Annotated in this window: 12 protein-coding genes; all 12 read right to left on the reverse strand. The window is 55.6% G+C overall.

Annotated features, from left to right (window positions below; all coding sequences use genetic code 11):
• Window positions 1–148: 148 nt before the first annotated feature.
• Entirely contained in the window at window positions 149–937 is a 789-nt protein-coding gene (locus tag ACMWKK_RS22460; RefSeq protein WP_047028020.1) for a DsbA family protein, read from the reverse strand.
• A gap of 28 nt (window positions 938–965) precedes the next feature.
• Window positions 966–6,467: a conjugative transfer relaxase/helicase TraI gene (gene traI / locus ACMWKK_RS22465; RefSeq protein ID WP_047028019.1), complete on the reverse strand. Its 5,502-nt coding sequence runs from the start codon at window positions 6,465–6,467 to the stop codon at window positions 966–968.
• Entirely contained in the window at window positions 6,464–9,064 is a 2,601-nt protein-coding gene (gene traD / locus ACMWKK_RS22470) for a type IV conjugative transfer system coupling protein TraD (RefSeq protein ID WP_047028018.1), read from the reverse strand. Before traD ends, traI begins: the two co-directional genes overlap by 4 nt.
• A gap of 114 nt (window positions 9,065–9,178) precedes the next feature.
• Entirely contained in the window at window positions 9,179–9,493 is a 315-nt protein-coding gene (locus ACMWKK_RS22475) for a hypothetical protein (protein WP_047028017.1), read from the reverse strand.
• A gap of 192 nt (window positions 9,494–9,685) precedes the next feature.
• On the reverse strand, window positions 9,686–10,417 hold the full coding sequence (traT, locus tag ACMWKK_RS22480; RefSeq protein ID WP_047028016.1) for a conjugal transfer complement resistance protein TraT: 732 nt from the start codon (window positions 10,415–10,417) through the stop codon (window positions 9,686–9,688).
• A 147-nt stretch (window positions 10,418–10,564) separates the two neighbouring features.
• Window positions 10,565–11,278: a hypothetical protein gene (locus ACMWKK_RS22485; RefSeq protein ID WP_047028015.1), complete on the reverse strand. Its 714-nt coding sequence runs from the start codon at window positions 11,276–11,278 to the stop codon at window positions 10,565–10,567.
• A gap of 8 nt (window positions 11,279–11,286) precedes the next feature.
• Window positions 11,287–14,568: a conjugal transfer mating-pair stabilization protein TraG gene (gene traG, locus ACMWKK_RS22490; protein ID WP_047028014.1), complete on the reverse strand. Its 3,282-nt coding sequence runs from the start codon at window positions 14,566–14,568 to the stop codon at window positions 11,287–11,289.
• Window positions 14,568–15,932 carry a conjugal transfer pilus assembly protein TraH gene (gene traH, locus ACMWKK_RS22495; RefSeq protein ID WP_047028013.1) on the reverse strand — a complete coding sequence of 455 codons (1,365 nt, stop codon included), beginning with the start codon at window positions 15,930–15,932 and terminating at the stop codon, window positions 14,568–14,570. The genes traG and traH overlap by 1 nt, the downstream gene beginning before the upstream one ends.
• Window positions 15,929–16,192, reverse strand: a complete 264-nt coding sequence (locus ACMWKK_RS22500) for a hypothetical protein (RefSeq protein ID WP_029403816.1) — start codon at window positions 16,190–16,192, stop codon at window positions 15,929–15,931. The genes traH and ACMWKK_RS22500 overlap by 4 nt, the downstream gene beginning before the upstream one ends.
• A gap of 17 nt (window positions 16,193–16,209) precedes the next feature.
• On the reverse strand, window positions 16,210–16,821 hold the full coding sequence (gene trbB / locus ACMWKK_RS22505; protein ID WP_045261209.1) for an F-type conjugal transfer protein TrbB: 612 nt from the start codon (window positions 16,819–16,821) through the stop codon (window positions 16,210–16,212).
• Complete coding sequence (locus ACMWKK_RS22510) at window positions 16,811–17,029, reverse strand: hypothetical protein (RefSeq protein ID WP_045261210.1); 219 nt, start codon at window positions 17,027–17,029, stop codon at window positions 16,811–16,813. Before ACMWKK_RS22510 ends, trbB begins: the two co-directional genes overlap by 11 nt.
• Window positions 17,026–17,493, reverse strand: coding sequence for a hypothetical protein (locus ACMWKK_RS22515; protein ID WP_045261211.1), 468 nt, complete (start codon window positions 17,491–17,493; stop codon window positions 17,026–17,028). The genes ACMWKK_RS22510 and ACMWKK_RS22515 overlap by 4 nt, the downstream gene beginning before the upstream one ends.
• Window positions 17,494–17,497: the final 4 nt, after the last annotated feature.

The following is a 17,497-nucleotide window of genomic DNA, read 5'->3' on the forward strand; positions in this document are numbered from 1 at the left end:
AGGCGCGGAACTCATCGAGGCGCGGGAATAAAATCCCATTCAGACGCCGGATAGATTCAAGCAAGCCAACTTATCGTCAAAATCGGTGTTGCAAAAACGGGAGTGACCATAGATTCCGTTTTCTGAGACGACCCCTACAGGACCGGGGTCACTGTGCGCGTGAGGCTTTCCGGATTGCTGCCTGGAGTCTTTCAGCGGTAACGGCTTCCGGGAAAACCGTGATGGTGTCAGGAGTCGCTCCGCTAACGGGCATGACGATGATCCCCGGCGTTCCGGTGAGTCCCAGCGCCTCAGCCAGGTTACTGTTTTTCTCAAGGGATGCGGTATGGTCGCCAGGAGCTGGGGTGGTCAGTCCCGCCTTTGACGCTGCTCCGTGAATATCCTCCGCCGTCAGCTTGCCTTCATTATGGCCGGTGGCGTAGATGGCATTGTGATAGGTGACATAGGCCTGCGGCCCTTTCTTTTGCCAGACCGTCAGCCCCTGCTGCGCTGCCTGCAGTGAAGCTTCCCAGCGACCACCAAATATTGGCCACTCCTTAAAGAGGTAGCGGACGTCCGGCTGCGCTTTCATAACCTTCTCCAGCTCCGGCGCGAAGCGGCTGCAGAACACGCACTGGTAATCAAAGAATTCAATCACCGCGACCTTTGCGTTATCAGGCCCGTAAGCCGGTGTGTCCGGATCATGCAGAAGGTTCGCCTGATTCTCCATTACGCTGAGTGCAAACATCTTCTGCTTACGTGCCTCCTGCTGTTCCTGCAGTTTATGACTGACCGTCACCAGAATCTCCGGGTGAGAAACCAGATAGTCGGCAGCGATTTCGCCGATACGTGCCTCCTGCTCCGGGCTGAATAAGGGCTGAGGGGCTGAAGCGTGTGCCGTTGAAATAAAGCCAATGTATGTTGTAACTATAAATGCTGCTAATTTGTTTGCTTTCATTGTCTGATTCTCGTGGTTAAAAGTGAGATTAACGTTCTTTCTGAATGGTTCGGGTGAGTGTCTGTTCTTCGCGCTCCGGCATCCTTCCACGCTCACTACTGTCTGGCTGACGGACGATATCGCTCTCACTGTTGACCAGCTGTCTGCCCATACGTGACGCCATATGTTGCTCACGGTCAGAAAGGGATTTGTCCGCTACATTATCGCGACCGTCCACTCTTCCCACGTCCTTCGCCATGCTACTGTCCCTGTCCGCTATCTGTTTCACCTTCCAGTGTTCGGGTTTATGTGGTTCTGTGCTCTGATTGTCAGCGATCATTTCAGGCCTGATGCGCACCGTATCCTCAACCGGAATCGAGTATTTTTCCTGCTCATCTTTGGGCGCATTCTCCTGTATCAATGCCTTACTGATACCTGGTTCATCTTGCTGTCGTCTTTCTTCTTCCTGTGCCAGCGCTGCCTTAAGATCAGCAGTTTCCGCCAGGGCTTCGTGCAGCACGGTTTTTGCCGGAAGTACAATTTCGCTTTCTTTGCCGATAACGTGCTGAGCGAGTCCCTCTTCCTCTGCCCTGATAATTCCGCCACTGACTTTTAACAGATGTGTCGAGAGTGACTCATTTCCCGTCTGCCAGACCACGCCGTCCTTTGGATTATTTCGTACTGCATCGAGTGCGGCCGTCAGGTCGCTGGCCACAATCGTGTTTCCGGACTGACTCCGCTGCAGCACAGCGCCACGGGCACGTTCTGTCATGACCATCCGGGTCTCACCCTGCGTCATCCGTCCTTCCGGGCTGGCAACCAGGGAAACCAGGGCCAGGCCCGCACTCCTGCCATTGTTGTCATACACCGGCAGCGCCAGCGCCGGTTCAGGAAAACGCCGGGTGGCCGGGATGATTTTTGCCGTCAGTGACGCATCCTGCATGCCCTGATGGCGCACCCAGGCGCGACCGATGGCCGTTTTCTTCACCGGCTGCCCCATTGCCCAGATGGCTTTCGCCTGTTTACGCTGCGTTTCTGGTGCCAGCGCATCGTGCGCAGTTTTGATATCACGCTCCGGCGTTTTTATCGCCTTAACCCAGTCCGCTTTATTGTCGGTGTAAATCTGGACGTGCTCCTTGACGCGGGAAGTTGAGATGTAGAAGGCCCGACGGGAAGCCAGCGCCTTACGCCCGTCTTTCGTGCCCTCAAGCGCAATGACGTAATCGCTACTTGCCCCCTGTGCACCGTAGCCGGTAACGGCCCATCCGTAGTCGAGATGCTGCTGCGCCCGGACCTTCTCCGGATTGATGGTGACGCGACCGTTCTCCCCCTTCAGACGGATATTCCCCTCCTCGCTGACCGACTCCACCGTATAGCGCTGGTTGGCCATCTGCCCCTGTTCACGATCGGTCGCCGTGAACTTAAGCAGATCGCCGGAACGGACTTCCATCTCGCTGCGGCGAAACAGCTGCACGTCACCGGTGATCAGCTCCTTCGGTGAAACCAGACCAATCTTCCCCTCCTCATCACGTACCGTCACCGTGCTGCCGTTACGGTCAACGGCCAGCACATCCTGGTAGCGATCGCCGCGTTTAACCACCATCCCGGCTTCCCAGGCCTCTGTTTTGTTGAACTCATGGCGGGTATGGGTGATTTTATCAAGCACGGGCACCTTAATGGCCTTCTCTCCAAGTTCCCCCCGCGCAGCAAGCACGGCATGAATGCCGGCATTTATCGCCTTACGGTCGGCGTTCAGCTGCGCAATGATGAGCGTGCGGGACCGGGCCTCCGGCGTCCGGTCCGTCCAGTCCTCCACGATATCGTTAACGGGCGCCTCCGTTTCCTGAATGGCACTCTCCGGGAGCGCGGCTGAAGCGCTACGCGCAACGCGGTCAGCCGTCTGGGTTTCAATGCGCTGCAGGGCCGCATCGATCCGGTTATCAATGATGTCGTGAACGGCACCGCGCAGCTGCAGGTCTTTCTGACGGACGATTTGCTTCATGATGGCCACATCCATCGGGCTTCGCTCCTGCATCAGCTTAAACGGCGCGCCCACGTCGACCGCTTCAAACTGGTCGATATCCCCCATCGAGACTGCACGTCCACCGCCGCTGGCAATGGCCTGGAACAGTGCCGCCGTATCCTGGTTGCCTGCCATTGAGGACTCATCGATAAGAAACACCTGGCCTTTATAGTCAGGCTTCCCGCCTGCGGCCGTCGCCTGGTCATGCTCAACGACAAAGGATTTGATTGTCTGCGCCCGTACACCGACGTCGCTCATCTCTTTCACTGCCTGGTGCGTAGGAGCAAGCCCCGTCATCACCGGGCGAACGTCCGCCGGTAAGGTCTCCAGTGCAGATATCACCGCCTTCAGCTGCGTGGTTTTCCCCACGCCGGCATAGCCCTGAATCCCGATAAACTGGTCCGTGGTACCCAGCACCAGGGTGGTCGCCTTTTTCTGGCCATCCGTCAGGCCGTTCAGCACGGCCTCCGGTACCTGTTCCAGCAACGGTTGCTGCGTGCCCTTTCCTTCCTCCACCACGCGCAGAATGGCTTTCTCCATCTCCCAGGTGGACCGGGAAACCAGTACCGGCTCCCCCCCTGCAGATACGGATAACAGCTCGCCGTTTTTGATCATCGCGCCAATTTCATTCCCGATGGCCTCAAGGTCGGGATGATATTTCTGCGCTTCCGTCGCGAGCTTCAGCTCGCTGATAACCACGGTGCGCTGGTCGTTAATGGCACGCCAGACGGCAAGTCCCGCATCCGTCCGGACGCTGTCATGCAGTGAATCCACCGCCTGACTGACGTCCTGGTGTCCGCTCAGGTTTTTGACCAGCTGCACGGGAGAGGCATTTGTCTTCATGCGCTGCAACCGGGCTTCAGCCCGGTCCTGCACCTCGGCGGTGAACACTTCCGCACGGTGGCCACTCTGTGCCAGCGAGTTCATGGTCTGGGTCGATATGTCGCGGCTGTTCAGCGCGGCCAGCACCACGCCGGTGTCGTTATCCCGTCCGCCCGGCGCGGTCACGTAAGCATGTGACAGATAGAGCGGCTGGTCTTTTGGCAGCGTCAGGGTGTCTTCCCCCCGTTTAACCTCGATCCCCTTTTCACTTATCCCGGTCACCTCAAGACGATCTTTGGCCTTCAGGCTGTGCTCGCGGTCGCCCGCCACGGACAGCAGTTTTTCGCCGGTGGCCACGCTGAGGGTTTCACGGCTGAAAAGACGCCAGTCAGCGCTGATATCACCGATTTTCATCCGGGTCAGCACGCCGTCCCCGTCGATGAGCGAGAGGACTCGCGTATCCTCATGCACCCGATCAATCACATAGGACTTACGCTCTTTTGCGTCCGTGCGATCTTCAAGCACCATGCCGGGACGGTATGAACCGGGCATGCGGCGCGTTTTGCTGTCGAGCCAGACCGGCTGCCGGGCCTCTATCTCCACGCCGTCGCGGCCCAGCTGCCCTGCGTTCTGCAGCGCCTCACGTACCAGGCCCGTCAGCTGTGCCTGTTCACGCCGGCCGATCACGACGGCGGTGACGTTTTCAGTTCCTCCGCTCAGCTCTGCAAACCGGTTGGCCAGCGCCTCGTAACGGTCGCGTTTGTTCGGAATACTGACCACTTCGGCCTCAAGCCCGGGTGTCGGCTCAGTGCGGCGGGAGCGGACAACCCCCGCGGACTCCAGTACGGACATGGCATTACCGTTCGCCTGCCGCCCGGCACTGTCGAGAAAGACCAGCTGTGCGTCCTGCGCGCGCGCTTCGCCCAGCAGAACCAGTGTCTCCTTTAATCCCAGACGCTCTGCTCCTTCGATAATCAGCGTGCTCTGGGGTTTCAGGTGAAAATCACCGCTCAGAACATGCTGACGGCTGATGATCCGTTCCCGCAAATCGTCGGATTTCGCCAGTGAAATGGCGCGCTCGGCAGAGCTGGCCAGCACCTGCACGTCACGACCGTTCGCGCCGGCAATACCGGCCAGCTGCGCGGTCAGGTCACGGATGCCCGCCACGCCTGACGGGGCATTCATCAGAACCAGGGCGTCTTTCTCTACCACTTCCAGCGCAGCCGGCGCGTACTGCGCCGGGCGGGTGAAACTGACGACTTTTGTGGATTTGAGATGCTCCTGACTCAGCGCCTGGATCGAGAGTTCATCGAGCAGGTGAATACGGGAGGTGAAGACTCCTTTCTCACTGTCCAGTGGCACAATCATGCCGTCCTTCAGCGCCGCATCGATGGCCACACGAATATCCTGAATCTCCGGCAGCTGTTCGCTCAGCTCAGCAGTGGTCATCATCAGCTCGCCAAAGGTGAAGCGCGTTTTACTGTCGCTGAGCTGCGAGATGGCCAGCCGGACAGCCTCAGTCAGTTCCGGGCGGGGTATTTCAGTGTCCAGCTGCGCTGCAGGAAAGCTCCTGGCCGCTGGCGTCTTTTCGGGACCGGTCTGTGCCGGCTGACTCAGCGTGTCAGTCTGTTGTGGTACTGGCTGACGGGACTGGCTCTCCCGTTCTGCGGGTTGAGCAGGTGTGTCGACGCTCTTTTCTGCCGTGGACGACGTCTGCAGAGAAGCCTGTTCAGGCCCGGCAGGAACCGGCTTAGCCTGGTGATCTCGCTCCGGCTGAGTCGCGGTCTCACGAACACCTGCATCACGCGGCACCACGCTTTCCTGATACGCCTTCAGGTCAAATCCCTTCTCCTTCATTTGTCCCACCCAGCGTTCCATCAGGCGCATCCGAGAAGGGTCAACTTTCGCTCTGCGGGTGTCTTTGGCCGCCACATCCCGGCTGCGCAGCGTGGCTTCAGCCCCCACGGCCCCCTGAATTTCCCGGCCCCGTGAGGAATATTCGTCCCTGACTTCTTCCGGAACGCCCTTGATCTCCCACATGCCATGCTTGCCTACTTCTTCCACTTCATGGCCGAGCGCTTCAACCCGCTCACGCAGCGCGCTGCGATAAATTTTCCCGAGGGTGACCTGGTGCTTCATGACGGTTTCGATAAAGCCGGCGTTATGGATATAGTCCGTGGCCAGGGCTTTCCATTTGCCCGCATACTCCGTCATGTTGGCAATCAGGAGATGGGTGTGCAGCTGCGGGTCGAGATTGCGCGAGGTATCATGCGTATAGGCGGCTGCCACCATCTTGCCGGTGTGTACGATGGACGTAACGCCGTCTTTCGTGTCGCGGGCCGAGATGAGCTTCTCCACATAGCCGGCTGCCACGCGGACGGCATGGTTATGTGCTTCCACCATTTCTTTATCGTTGCCGATGAGAGCCAGAATGGACACGCTCTTGGGAGCGGAAAAGGTCAGGTCATGGCCCGGACGGTGGACGTGCTGTCCGTTAACCTCTTTACCCAGCCGTGAGCCGTCCGGCAGACGGCCCTCGAGCACGGCCGTCAGATCATCGCCACGGACGTTGCCCTCCAGACCCAGCTCTTTTGCACCCTCTCCCATCCAGAGGCTCTGCAGGCTGCCCAGAAAATAGTAGTTATCGGAATTGCTGTAGTAGCCTGCAGCCTCGCCGGCTGACGCTACTGGGGCGACTGACATCATAGGTCATGCTCTCTGTCGTAATAGTGATGGTCGTTTTCGTCGTAACCCGGATCGTCCGCGTGACGGTGAATTAAAATGTTCTCTTCTTCCTGCGCCAGCTGCCGGCTCGTCCGGTGTGCTTCATCCGGGGTCTGCGGTGTCACTGACTTCCCAGCCGTCGTCAGACTCAGGCCGCCGTCAGGTAGTGCCGTCACCTTCATATCCAGGTTCATTGATTCGCCACCGCTTTCTTCGGTCTGCTGATCGCCTTCTGAAGTGGCAGGACGCTGACGCGCCCTGTGCAGCATGCTCAGGGGGGATGCGACGGGCGGTTCAGATATGTGCTGACGATTTCGCAGGGCTTTGAGAGCATCCGGCATCGGTTGTACGGAGCCAGCAGGAGATTTGCTGCCAGATACATCGGCTACGACCGGTGCTTTGCCCGGTGCTTCAGCGGTACGTTTAGCCAGCCCGACAATACGAAGAGAAACAACGTTGTCTTTTTCATCATCGGTGACAGGGTCTGTCACCGTGCTGTGTTTTTCAGTTACGACTTCCGGGACCACTGGCGCTGTTCGGGATGTCACGGGCTCCCTGGCTGGTACCGACTGCCGTTCAGGTGCAGCGCTGCGCGAAGGTTTAGGTTCTTCCGCAGGAGTACGCGCCACTTTTTCGACGGGCGATGCCGCCGGTGAGCCGGATGCCCCTGCTGATGAAACCGGTGCAGGACCGTCAGCTGCAGATGATGTCTCGCTCCCCTTTTCCAGCACTTCGTCTCCGGTCGGGAATGTCAGACCTGCAGCAGCCGCTGCGCGCTCGTTCTCCTGAATAACCCTCTCAAGCTCCGGACTGAGCGCATCACGGATGTTGCGCTCGATCAGGCCTGCCTGCCGCTTCTTCGGGGCGCGATATTTCAGCTTCAGACGGACGACCGGATACTCACCCGGGAGGCGCACGTAGAAGTTGAGGTTTGGCAGACGCATGATCTGCTCGTAGTCGACAATGGGGTTATTGACCTCGTCCTTACCGAGGGACACACCGTCACGCACCTGGTCCAGACCGTAGCTGTTCTGCTCGCGGATTTTGCGCTTACGCTGGTTGCCCAGCTCCTCTTCCACCACTTTGGCCATCTCGGCACTCGGCGAACGACCGTACATACGGGTATTCATCAGGTCGAAAATGCTTTTAGCCAGCTCGCGGCCGTAGACGTGAACCAGCTGGGCCATGTTTTGCATCCCCAGCACGAAACAGCCGCCGAACTTACGCGCCTCTGCAAGTGTCTCGGCAAGCTCGGGGATGCGCTGCAGGCTGGGGGCTTCATCGATAATGAACCATACGCGGCGGTCGCTGTTCTCCCCCATGCTCTGCAGCATCAGCGTGGCCAGAGATACCCACAGTGAGATCAGCGGACGTACACTCTTGCGGTGACGAGCCTGGGTTGAAATAAACAGCCAGCTGCTGTCATAGCGTTCCTGCGTCATCCACTCTCTGATGGTGAACGGTGGCTTTGTTCCGTCATCCAGCCCCTGCAGGTAGCGAAGGGCTTTGGCGTAGTTGGTTACCACTGAGCGAATGGAAATGGCCGTTTTCTCGATCTTCTCCTCAACCAGGTTGGCTGAGGGCGTGTTGGCCAGATAGTCGCGCAGATTTTTCATGCTGAGGGACAGCAGGGTTTTGAGGAACTTCTCAATACTGCGTTCCGGGTCCGTAGACATACGAATGGCCAGGTCGGCATAGATGGTTCGCGAGCTGGATACCCAGAACGGATCTGAGTCGCCTTCCACCGGAATAAGGCTGGCGGCCAGGTTGTCATAATCAACGGCGTCGACACACTCGCCCCACATCTGCCAGTTGGCACAGCGTTCGTCATGGGCGCAGAGAATAAAATCAGTGTCAGGGTTATAGTGGGTTTCTGTGAAGGTACAGCCGGAGTCGTAGATGATGGCCCGGTCACCACGTTTGCGGATGTAGTCGAGTAACCAGCGTATTAGCGTCGACTTCCCCACCCCGATAGTGCCATGCATCAGGAAATTGAGTACCTCCGCCATCCTGACCATATGCAGATCACCCACGCGCAGGTCAGAGAACTCACCGTTTTTACGCAGCAGCTTATTAACTTCAGCAGGCTTGTCAGTCAGCTGCATCCCGGAAATGTATTCGTCTTCACTTTCCTTACGACCGATACTGGCGATAAACCATGTCACGGCGATAAACACCACCATACTGAACAGCCCGCTGGCACCGGCCGCCCACTGCAGCTCAGTCAGGCACTGGTCACCCATAGCCTGCATGTACGGGTCCGCATAGATTTGCGGCAGGGTCATTTTGAGCACCATCATCGTCGCCGTTGGCGCATACCAGTAGTGGACGTTGTAAATTTTTGGCGTCCCCGTTGCCGGCATCAGATCGATAAAACTGCTGTTGATGCTGGCGAACCACCACAGGGAGCCGTTATCAAGGGCTTCCTGTGGAATTCGCCAGAGAAAAATGGCGGTAGTCAGCACGGCGAACAGGATGAAGATCCAGAATCCTATCCAGTTGTTCACCTGAATGAACATGCGCCAGCGGTAGGCGGTCATCTGCCCGCCCTGGGTGAGGTTTTTTCCTGCGAAGCTCATAGAGTGTTGTCCAGCCGTTATCGCATCACCTGCGTGGTGATGTTCGTTATCAGAGAAGAAGCTTTGAAAAGGTTGATGAAAAAATGTGGTACCGCGTGGGGGGCAATCGTCAGGTTATTCCATCTGACTCAGTTCATACCTGGCCTGCTGACATCCGACCTCCCAGTCCTGTTTATTAATGTATGCAGCCACAGAACGGACTGACCAAGCCACATCCTTATAAACCGGTGAATGCCACTCCCGGGGCTCCAGATCATAAAGGGTAAATTCATAGCCAGCCCAGAAAGCAACAATGGTCATTCCGTGCCTCTCAGGAAGTGAACCAAAGACATTCAGATAAGCCCTCGCTACCATCAGCTCACTTTCCAGATGGATAAGCGACCAGAATTCAGCTGAGTAATCTGCACGTTCATTTATCTGATGCATCATGATGGACGAACTCCTTTGAAATTAAGGACGCAACGCTCGCCGCAGGCAGGACTGCGCATGGCGCAGTCATGCGAGGAAGCGTAATTACTGGTAACTGACAGAAAGCACTGACGCACCCTGCCCGAAATGAGCACAGTTAAAAATCAGCGGGGGAAGGAGAACGGCTGCGACGATCGCCGCAGCCGCAGGACATTACATGATGCCAGCGATGGATTTGGCCAGCTGTGCTTCGAGAACAGGTTTCGCCTCTTCAAACTTGAGGTTCACCTTATTGGCGTTGGATACCACGCGGGTCTGATATTTAGCACGGTTGCCCTGCTCCGTGCTGGTCTGAAGCTTAATGCCGGACGTTCCCTGCTTCAGGGCGGCAATATTGTCGGTCGTGACGGCCGCTTTGCTGCGCTCGGAGATTTGCAGATCGGTCACCATCGTGTAGTTGACGTCTTCAACCATTGCATCTGCAGCCATACCAATCAGCCCGGTGGCCAGCCCTACACCCAGTGTCGCACCGGCAGAGCTGGAGTTGTAGGCTGTGATACCAGCCCCCAGAGCAGCGCCCATTGCACCACCTTCATAGCCGGTTTTCAGGAAGCCCTGCGCATCACGCAGATCCATTTTTTCGGCTTTCAGCACGTTTGCCTGAATCCAGTAGTAGGCTGTGTCCGGAGAGCTGGAGACGCGGTAGCCTTTCGCGGCCAGTTCATTTGTAATTTGTGCCTGCAGGCCTGACATGTCCTTGTCAGATGTATTGCGGATCTGCAAATAAACTGTCTTCTCTGATGAAGGCTCCAGCCAGATGGTTTCACTCATCTGAGTTTTGACATCGAGATTACGTTTCTTCACCGCTGTGGACATGGCACCACAACCAGACAGAGCGAGAGTTGAAGCGATCAGACCTACAACGGCTAATTGTTTTAATTTCATGAATTCATCCTGTGCATAGAAAAACGTCCCCGTTAGCGAGATATAGCTAACGGAGACGTTATCGGCTGATTTGAAAGGGAATTTAGGTTAAATAGATGATTGACTTAGATTACTACAAAAATTAAGGGGGCCATTGCCCCCTTACTCTCAGTATCCCCGGTTAGGGTCATACGTATTTGAAGGTTCGTTGAAGTTTGTTCCCCAACTGTTTCCGTGTATATCCAGGCCAGAGATGCCACCAACCATTGGCATTCCTGACGAAGGATTTATAGCAATCCCTTGACTGATATCAGTATGACTCGCACCGAAATTGATAGGTAAAACAGTTGAATTTGTGTCTAGCCCTGAATATTGACTCGATGAAAACTCAGCCAATGCTATTCCCTTGCCAGACAAACTTGTTTGATATCTAGCGGCCTTTTCGTCTGAGAGTCTATACGCTTTACTTCCGAGTATTTCATAGACGTTACCTGTATCTTTATCCTTTAAGAGGTTTAACCCCTTCCTTCCAACCCCAAATAACACGGCGGAAAGAACCATAACTGTGGACATCGACAGATATAGATATATTGAATTTTCCCAGAAGAAATAGAGGCATATTACTTGCGCTAAAATTGACCCAAGCAAGCGTGGAAAGAACGAGGCGATTGAAACACCGCTGCCGCTCTTATCCGCTTTTTTAAGAAGATAGAACAATGGTAAGGATATCAATGCGCCTAACGCGTACATCCCTGCCAATGCGATCCAATCCTCGCTGTAATACCCGTTATGGTTAGGCATTACATCATGAATGAGTGGAATAGCAGCATATATACTAAATACAGGAATGTACGAAATTCTGCATAGATTAGCCTTTAGCATTTATCCTCCTAGCCGGCCCTTTTCCTCAATTCCAGCAACTGCTCTTCTAACTTCCTTTTTTCTGCACTGTCTATAACTGGCGTTTGCTGGTCAATCTCGGCTTCTTTTCGTTGAATTTTGAAATTACCGGTTGCGTTTAAACTCTCTCCTTTCAGGATATCACTGGATGCCTGAACAGTGGATTCTTTTTTATCAATTTCTCCAGCAGATTCGTTGATTTTATTCTCATTTTCAGATCTTTGTTCCGCCACTCGGCGCTGTAACTCATTCTGGGGACCAAAACCCTGCGAGGAATGTTCATGCAGCTTAGCCTGATTTTCTTTGTATGACTCCTGCATGGCATCACCACGTACTTTTTCTCCGCCAGAATTAATGCCTGAACGGCTATGAGTAACTTCACTCCCCTGTACATGCGTGGTTCCTTTCTCCCTGACGGCTCCTGAATGTTGGAACTCAGGATGCGATTCTGCAGTGTGGCCGGTCCTTTCATCTGCAGTGGTGCGTCCACCGGCATCAACCATCCCTGCCGACGAGATGATATTACCCGGGTTGCTTCTCTGTCCGCCTGCTTGCCCTTGATGAACAGTTGACTGCCCAATACCCGGAGAAACAGAACCATCTGTTCTGGCAGAATAATTTCCACCCTGCAGGCTTTCATATTCAGCGCCCTGAGTCGTTCCGTTAGTCTGGGCATTGCCAATAGCTCCCGAGCTATGAGCACCGCCATCCTGAGGGCTGTAACTGACTCCAGCATCATGGCCATATGAACCTGATACCTGTTGACTGCCTCGCGCTGGTTGTACGATATGCTCCCCACTGAATGCTGCATGCTCCTGGCCGCTGGTAAGATCTGAACGGCCCTGCTGATAATCCCCCATGATTTCAGGTTTGAGACGTTCATTTACGAATTCCATCGCTGCTTCTCGCGCCGACGGCGCACTTGTCAGCATGGACTGAGCCTTATCACCGTATTTATTAGCCGCCCAGTCCACAAACTCCTGCGTATAGTTCGTATCGAGGCTTGCGCTCTGATTCTGCGCAACGGTTGCCATACGGCTGAATTCATTACTCTGCGTCGAACTGGTGGTGTACTGATGGTACTGGCTTTCAGCATCATTAAGCGTTGCTGCCAGCTGCTGAACATTACTGCTTGCAGCATTTTCGGAATGATTTGCGCCGTCGGTGATACGGCTGCTTTTAACCATATCCATACCCTGGCGGAAGTCATTAACGGCCTGGCTGTTTTGATCATGTCGTGAATCTTGTGTTTGGGAGCCCGAGTCCTGAACGCCTCTTGAGCTGCCTGTCGAATGCCGCAAATCGCCAGAAACACTTCCTTCAGCACCAAATTTAACAACACCTAAATTGACGCCTGCCCCCGCAGTACCTTTAACACCTGCAGATACTGATCCCTGATTACTGATATCCATCAGTTTGTTATAGGCTTCCTGTGTCGAGATGTTGTTTGCTTTCGCATAACTTTCAGCGGCAGACAACATCATGCCAGCTCCGCGTGTCGCATTAGTGGCCTGGCTGTTTTCACTACCTTTGATCAGGCTGTCGCTGGTACCGGTCTGGTTAGAAAGCTGAGAGAGCTGTGACCAGCCGCTGGTAACGCTGTGGTTGTAGCCATCGAGAGCAGTCTGCGCCTGAACCTGAGACTGACGAGCAGACTCCTGGAAACCACTGCTGGCCAGCTGGCTGAGCTTCATGTTCACCGGCAGATTCGACATTGCACCCGAGCCGTCGATAACCGTATGGCCGCCGGCTGTCTGAGTCTGCGTGGAGCCGTTATCCGCCTGCCACGTCTGCTGACCCTGACGCTGCATCAGGTTGGTGTCCATCTTGTTCTGGCTGACATTGTCCATCGACATGTTGTTAAACGACCAGTTTCCGTCCGCTGTGGTTGCTGCCACACCTGCTGACGTGAAGGCACCCGAGCTGAGTACACTCCCTGCCACCTGAGAGCCCATCGCCGCCGCACCTTTGGTCAGATAGAACGACAGCACCGGAATGGAAAGGGACAGATACCCGGCAAGATTCGCCACGTCAGAATGCTGCAGTGCAACCACATCCTTGTTAGCCAGCACCAGGGGCGTGCCCCCGGACTGACTCTGCAGCCAGTAGTTGGCGGCATAGTTAAGAATGGCGAACATAACCGGCCACATCTGGAAGTAGATAAAACCGGAAACGTATATTTTCAGTGTGTTCAGGCCAAAAAGCGTGTGGTTTGACGCGGCCAGCGCGATCATCAGCGGGAAGAGGCACACCAGGATAAGCATCAGAAGAGACTGCGCGAACGGTAGCGTGCGGGTCGCCAGCTCGTTACCAGCAGCCCAGGCGAGACGCTGTTTGGTTGCCGCGTTCTCTGTGGCCAGATTAAGCAGGTTAGCCGTGTCGGATGAGCGAGCAGCAAAACCTTTAATCCCCTGCCGTACTGCACTGTTCGTGATGTTGTTCTTCATGATCTGCGCAGCCGTCATGCCACCGGCATAGAAGAATCCATAACTTTCACCCATTGAGTTGGCCAGAAGCGACGCGCCATTCAGCTTGTTGCCGAAGACCTTTCTCGTCAGCCACGTGAACGTCGCGCTGCCAGGGTTAACGTCAGTATTGGCCAGCTTCTGGATCTCCGTTGCGGCCTGCTGGCAGGTCAGGAACTGGCGCGAGGTGGAGGTCATCTTAAAAATGCCCCGCAGTGGGCTTGGGTTACTGGTTATCAGCGTCAGCGGGTCAGTGGAATTGAGCAGCTGATTGATGGTGTATTTACCGTTAAGGAGAATATCGCCTATCACACAGTTTTCCACGTAATCCGGCAGCATCTGCGCCAGCTCCGGGTTTTGCGTGGCAAAGTCACTCGTCTCCGCCACAATCTGCGAGCCAAACAGCATCCCGGTTTTGCTGTAGGTTACCGAGTCGGGTCTGGCCATCAGCATGTCATACGTCGATGACATCTTGTACCCGATACTGGTCGTCAGCGACGCGATAGCCGCCAGGCCAACCGGTACGTTATCGGTTACCCAGACTGCACCGGGATCAGACAGGTCAATGACCTGAACTGAGCGTTTTGGAACCAGCAGGATGGTTGTCAGGATCATGAAGACCGCCAGCCACTGGACGAAAACCATCGGGTTACGTTGTTTGATGAACGTGAGCAGTACGGCCAGCACCCCAAAGGTGCCGGCAATACGCATTAAGGTGTGGAAAGTATTCTGACCGACAAGGGTGACAACGGCGTCCAGCGCCGTTTTCCACATTCCCCCGCCATAAATGGTGTATATCTCAAGCATCAGCGATCACCCCAGTGATAGTTGCTTTGATAGGAGCCTGAAACAATGGTGGATACCTGCTGCTGCAGGTACTGCATGTTGCGGTCGATGCCGTCCAGGGCGTTCTGGTCAGCTGCAGACTGCAGCTTCATGTCAGCGAGAAGTCCCTGCGCATGAATGATGTTGTCGCGTAGTTTGGCGGCAGCCTCTTCAGGGAAGTTCTTGCCGGCCAGCGACAGGCTTGCCTGTTTAACCAGCTCCTGGAGGTACTGAATCATCAGGTCCTGGGCAATGAAGTCAGACACCTGCAGCAGGTATGTGGCGCTCATCCCCATACTCTGGGCGTTTGTCAGGTACTTCAGTACCGGCACAGAGGTGGTGTTCACAAAGCCTTTTTCCTGATCGGTCAGCGCAGTATCGTCGACCAGCTTGTTCTGCATTGAGAGCATCAGGTTTTTCACCAGCGTGACCAGCGCATTGGACTCGGAAATCGTCAGGTTGGTGACGACCGGTCCCAGACAGAGATCGGATTCGTCACATCCGTAGACTTTTGCCGTTCCCCCACGCATCAGGACTTTAATCAGGTCGCGGTTATCAACCAGCGGCGTCAGAATCGTCACATCGCCATTCTTGTTGAAAATGATGGAGCCAACGGTGCTCATAACCAGCTCCTTCAGCGCGCGGTCGTTGCCGAGAAGACCATTCTTACTGAGCGTGTCCCAGATAAGGTTTTTGTTCTTTAGTACCTGATCCTTCTCATCATCCCCGGCTTTAGCTGTGACTTTGTCGCTCTGCCCTCCGACGGTGCAGCCCTGACGGGAAGCCGCCCAGTCGGAAAACATGTTGGTTTCGCCGGCAATGTCCTGGCAGATTTTCTGCTGTGAAACCTGCGTCACGGGCCACAGCCCGCCGATGATGCCCTGCGCGGCCTGGCACGAACTCATGTTCATTGAGTTCACGTCGTTCGCCAGCTTCTGAAGGAAGTCTTTAGCCTGCTTCAGCTCCGGCACCATTGTCTGCAGGGCCAGGTCGAATGCATAGCCGGCGGCGTTGCTCATGATTTGCTTCACGAATCGCTGAATTTCCTCACCGCTGATCATACTGAACGACCCGAGATAGGCGTCGATACCGCCGCAGCCGGCGTTCAGGGAAGGCAGCTGCATCGAGATCAGCTGGACGTTTTTGACGGGGTTACGGAGGTAGACGGAGCCGCCCGAGAAGTACCCGGCCGCCTGTCCCTGCCAGGCCTGCGCCTGAGTGACGTTGCCGCTGTAGCCCAGATTATTGAAGAAGCCGTTCAGATCGCCGTTGACGTCCGCCTGAGCAGGCTGTGCTGCCAGGCCTGAGAAGAACACAACCCCTGCCGTAATAAGCGCCTTAATCATGCAATCTCCTCCCGGGGTTTCCTGGCCAGGGTCTGCCGGCAGACATACAGCCCGGTAACAGTGAAAAAGAATCCGATGCTCAGCGAGATGAGCAGAAGCACCGGTAAGTCCTGCAGACAGGTTGTCAGTTCAGGGCGATCCATGACGCTGACCACCCGGTGGGCCAGCACCCCATAGAACGCTGCGGACACAAGCAGCGTCACGCTGAATAACAGCCACACGCGCTCGGTACGCGATAACGCATACGTATTTGTCGTCATTTTGTAGTCCGTTTGTATTACTGAGGGGTGACCTGCGCGCTTGCCGGCATTGGCGGCAGCATTTTTGGATCGACGTTATCCATGTCAGCCTGAATCAGGCTGGCCATACGGCTCTCAAGTGCCGGGATGTCCATCACGCCCTGGGTGAGTGGATAAGCTTTCAGGGTGTTGACGTTGACCATAAAGGCCGTCGGTGTCGCTATTGGTAACCCGTTTCCGAAGAAGGTGACAATCTCGTCTGCGATGGGAGATTTAAGGTCCGTCTTACGTGGGATCATCGGGGTCGGGTAAGAGACGTCCCCGCCGCCGTCAAGGGTGTACGGATACACCCTGATATCATGCTCATCGGCCCAGCCCTTCAGCAGCGGGTCAAACTTAGCGCTGTACTGGCAGTGCGCCTGCATAAAGAGCACCACGGCATAATCTTTCATGTTAGCCCGACGTCCGTCCGGCAGTGCCATCAGGCTGGCTGGCGCGGGTACCGGAATGGTGGAGGCATTGATCGCAGCAGCGTCAGCGGATGAAGCCGTTTTTGTCGCTTCAAGCGCCATTAACTCCTCACGCGCACCGGCGTTCGCCAGCAAAGGCAGGGTTAACAGGAGCGCAGTGAGCCCGGTTTTAATGTTCATGATCGGCTTCCTTATGCGCCTGTCCTCTTTCGTAACGGAACCAGCGCCAGACGGCATACACCACCATGCCCGCCGCCCCGGCCCACATACCATTGCACAGCCATAAGAGCCCCTGCTGCGTATGCTCCACGGACCACGTCATCAGCTCGCTCAGTACGCGCGCCATCGTGCCCCAGAAAATCAGTCCTGCGAGAATAGCGGGTTTCATTCGTGTGTCTCCTTTTGCCATACCCCCGGCATCTGCCGTGAGGTGGTGGAACGATGAATATAAAGATGAGCCAGAAAAGCCACAGCCGCGCCGAACAGCGCGCCCGTCAGCCAGAGGTTGAGGAGCGTTGCATTCATCGGCTTTATCCACAGCTCGCTGTCAACCGGTTCACGATGGCAAAACTGTACCGGCGGGAACTCATAAGGAGGGGGACTTGCGTCCTCGCCGGGCTCAGGTAGCCGGGGTTGTGGTGCCGCTTCATGATGCGTAACGCACTGCATCACCTTTCCGGCGGGCGCGCCTTCGGTTAGCGTTTGCGCCTCTTTCACAAACTGCCCTGCCAGCGAGCCCTCCAGCGAGATGGCTATCACAATACCGTACAGCAACAGCGCCGGACCGAAGACAAGCGTGAACATGGCGAAACGCCCTGCATCACGGATGAGGGGTAAAAGCATCTTTGTCATAAAA

This window comes from Enterobacter sp. 01-M-03-SI-ECC, from assembly GCF_047530215.1.
In the GTDB taxonomy this organism is placed as follows: domain Bacteria; phylum Pseudomonadota; class Gammaproteobacteria; order Enterobacterales; family Enterobacteriaceae; genus Enterobacter; species Enterobacter chengduensis.

What these genes read in the sequence shown, in the direction of transcription:
- ACMWKK_RS22460 (WP_047028020.1), bottom strand. Translation starts at nt 937, where the DNA reads ATGAAAGCAAACAAATTAGCAGCATTTATAGTTACAACATACATTGGC.
- traI (WP_047028019.1), bottom strand. Translation starts at nt 6,467, where the DNA reads ATGATGTCAGTCGCCCCAGTAGCGTCAGCCGGCGAGGCTGCAGGCTAC.
- traD (WP_047028018.1), bottom strand. Translation starts at nt 9,064, where the DNA reads ATGAGCTTCGCAGGAAAAAACCTCACCCAGGGCGGGCAGATGACCGCC.
- ACMWKK_RS22475 (WP_047028017.1), bottom strand. Translation starts at nt 9,493, where the DNA reads ATGATGCATCAGATAAATGAACGTGCAGATTACTCAGCTGAATTCTGG.
- traT (WP_047028016.1), bottom strand. Translation starts at nt 10,417, where the DNA reads ATGAAATTAAAACAATTAGCCGTTGTAGGTCTGATCGCTTCAACTCTC.
- ACMWKK_RS22485 (WP_047028015.1), bottom strand. Translation starts at nt 11,278, where the DNA reads ATGCTAAAGGCTAATCTATGCAGAATTTCGTACATTCCTGTATTTAGT.
- traG (WP_047028014.1), bottom strand. Translation starts at nt 14,568, where the DNA reads ATGCTTGAGATATACACCATTTATGGCGGGGGAATGTGGAAAACGGCG.
- traH (WP_047028013.1), bottom strand. Translation starts at nt 15,932, where the DNA reads ATGATTAAGGCGCTTATTACGGCAGGGGTTGTGTTCTTCTCAGGCCTG.
- ACMWKK_RS22500 (WP_029403816.1), bottom strand. Translation starts at nt 16,192, where the DNA reads ATGACGACAAATACGTATGCGTTATCGCGTACCGAGCGCGTGTGGCTG.
- trbB (WP_045261209.1), bottom strand. Translation starts at nt 16,821, where the DNA reads ATGAACATTAAAACCGGGCTCACTGCGCTCCTGTTAACCCTGCCTTTG.
- ACMWKK_RS22510 (WP_045261210.1), bottom strand. Translation starts at nt 17,029, where the DNA reads ATGAAACCCGCTATTCTCGCAGGACTGATTTTCTGGGGCACGATGGCG.
- ACMWKK_RS22515 (WP_045261211.1), bottom strand. Translation starts at nt 17,493, where the DNA reads ATGACAAAGATGCTTTTACCCCTCATCCGTGATGCAGGGCGTTTCGCC.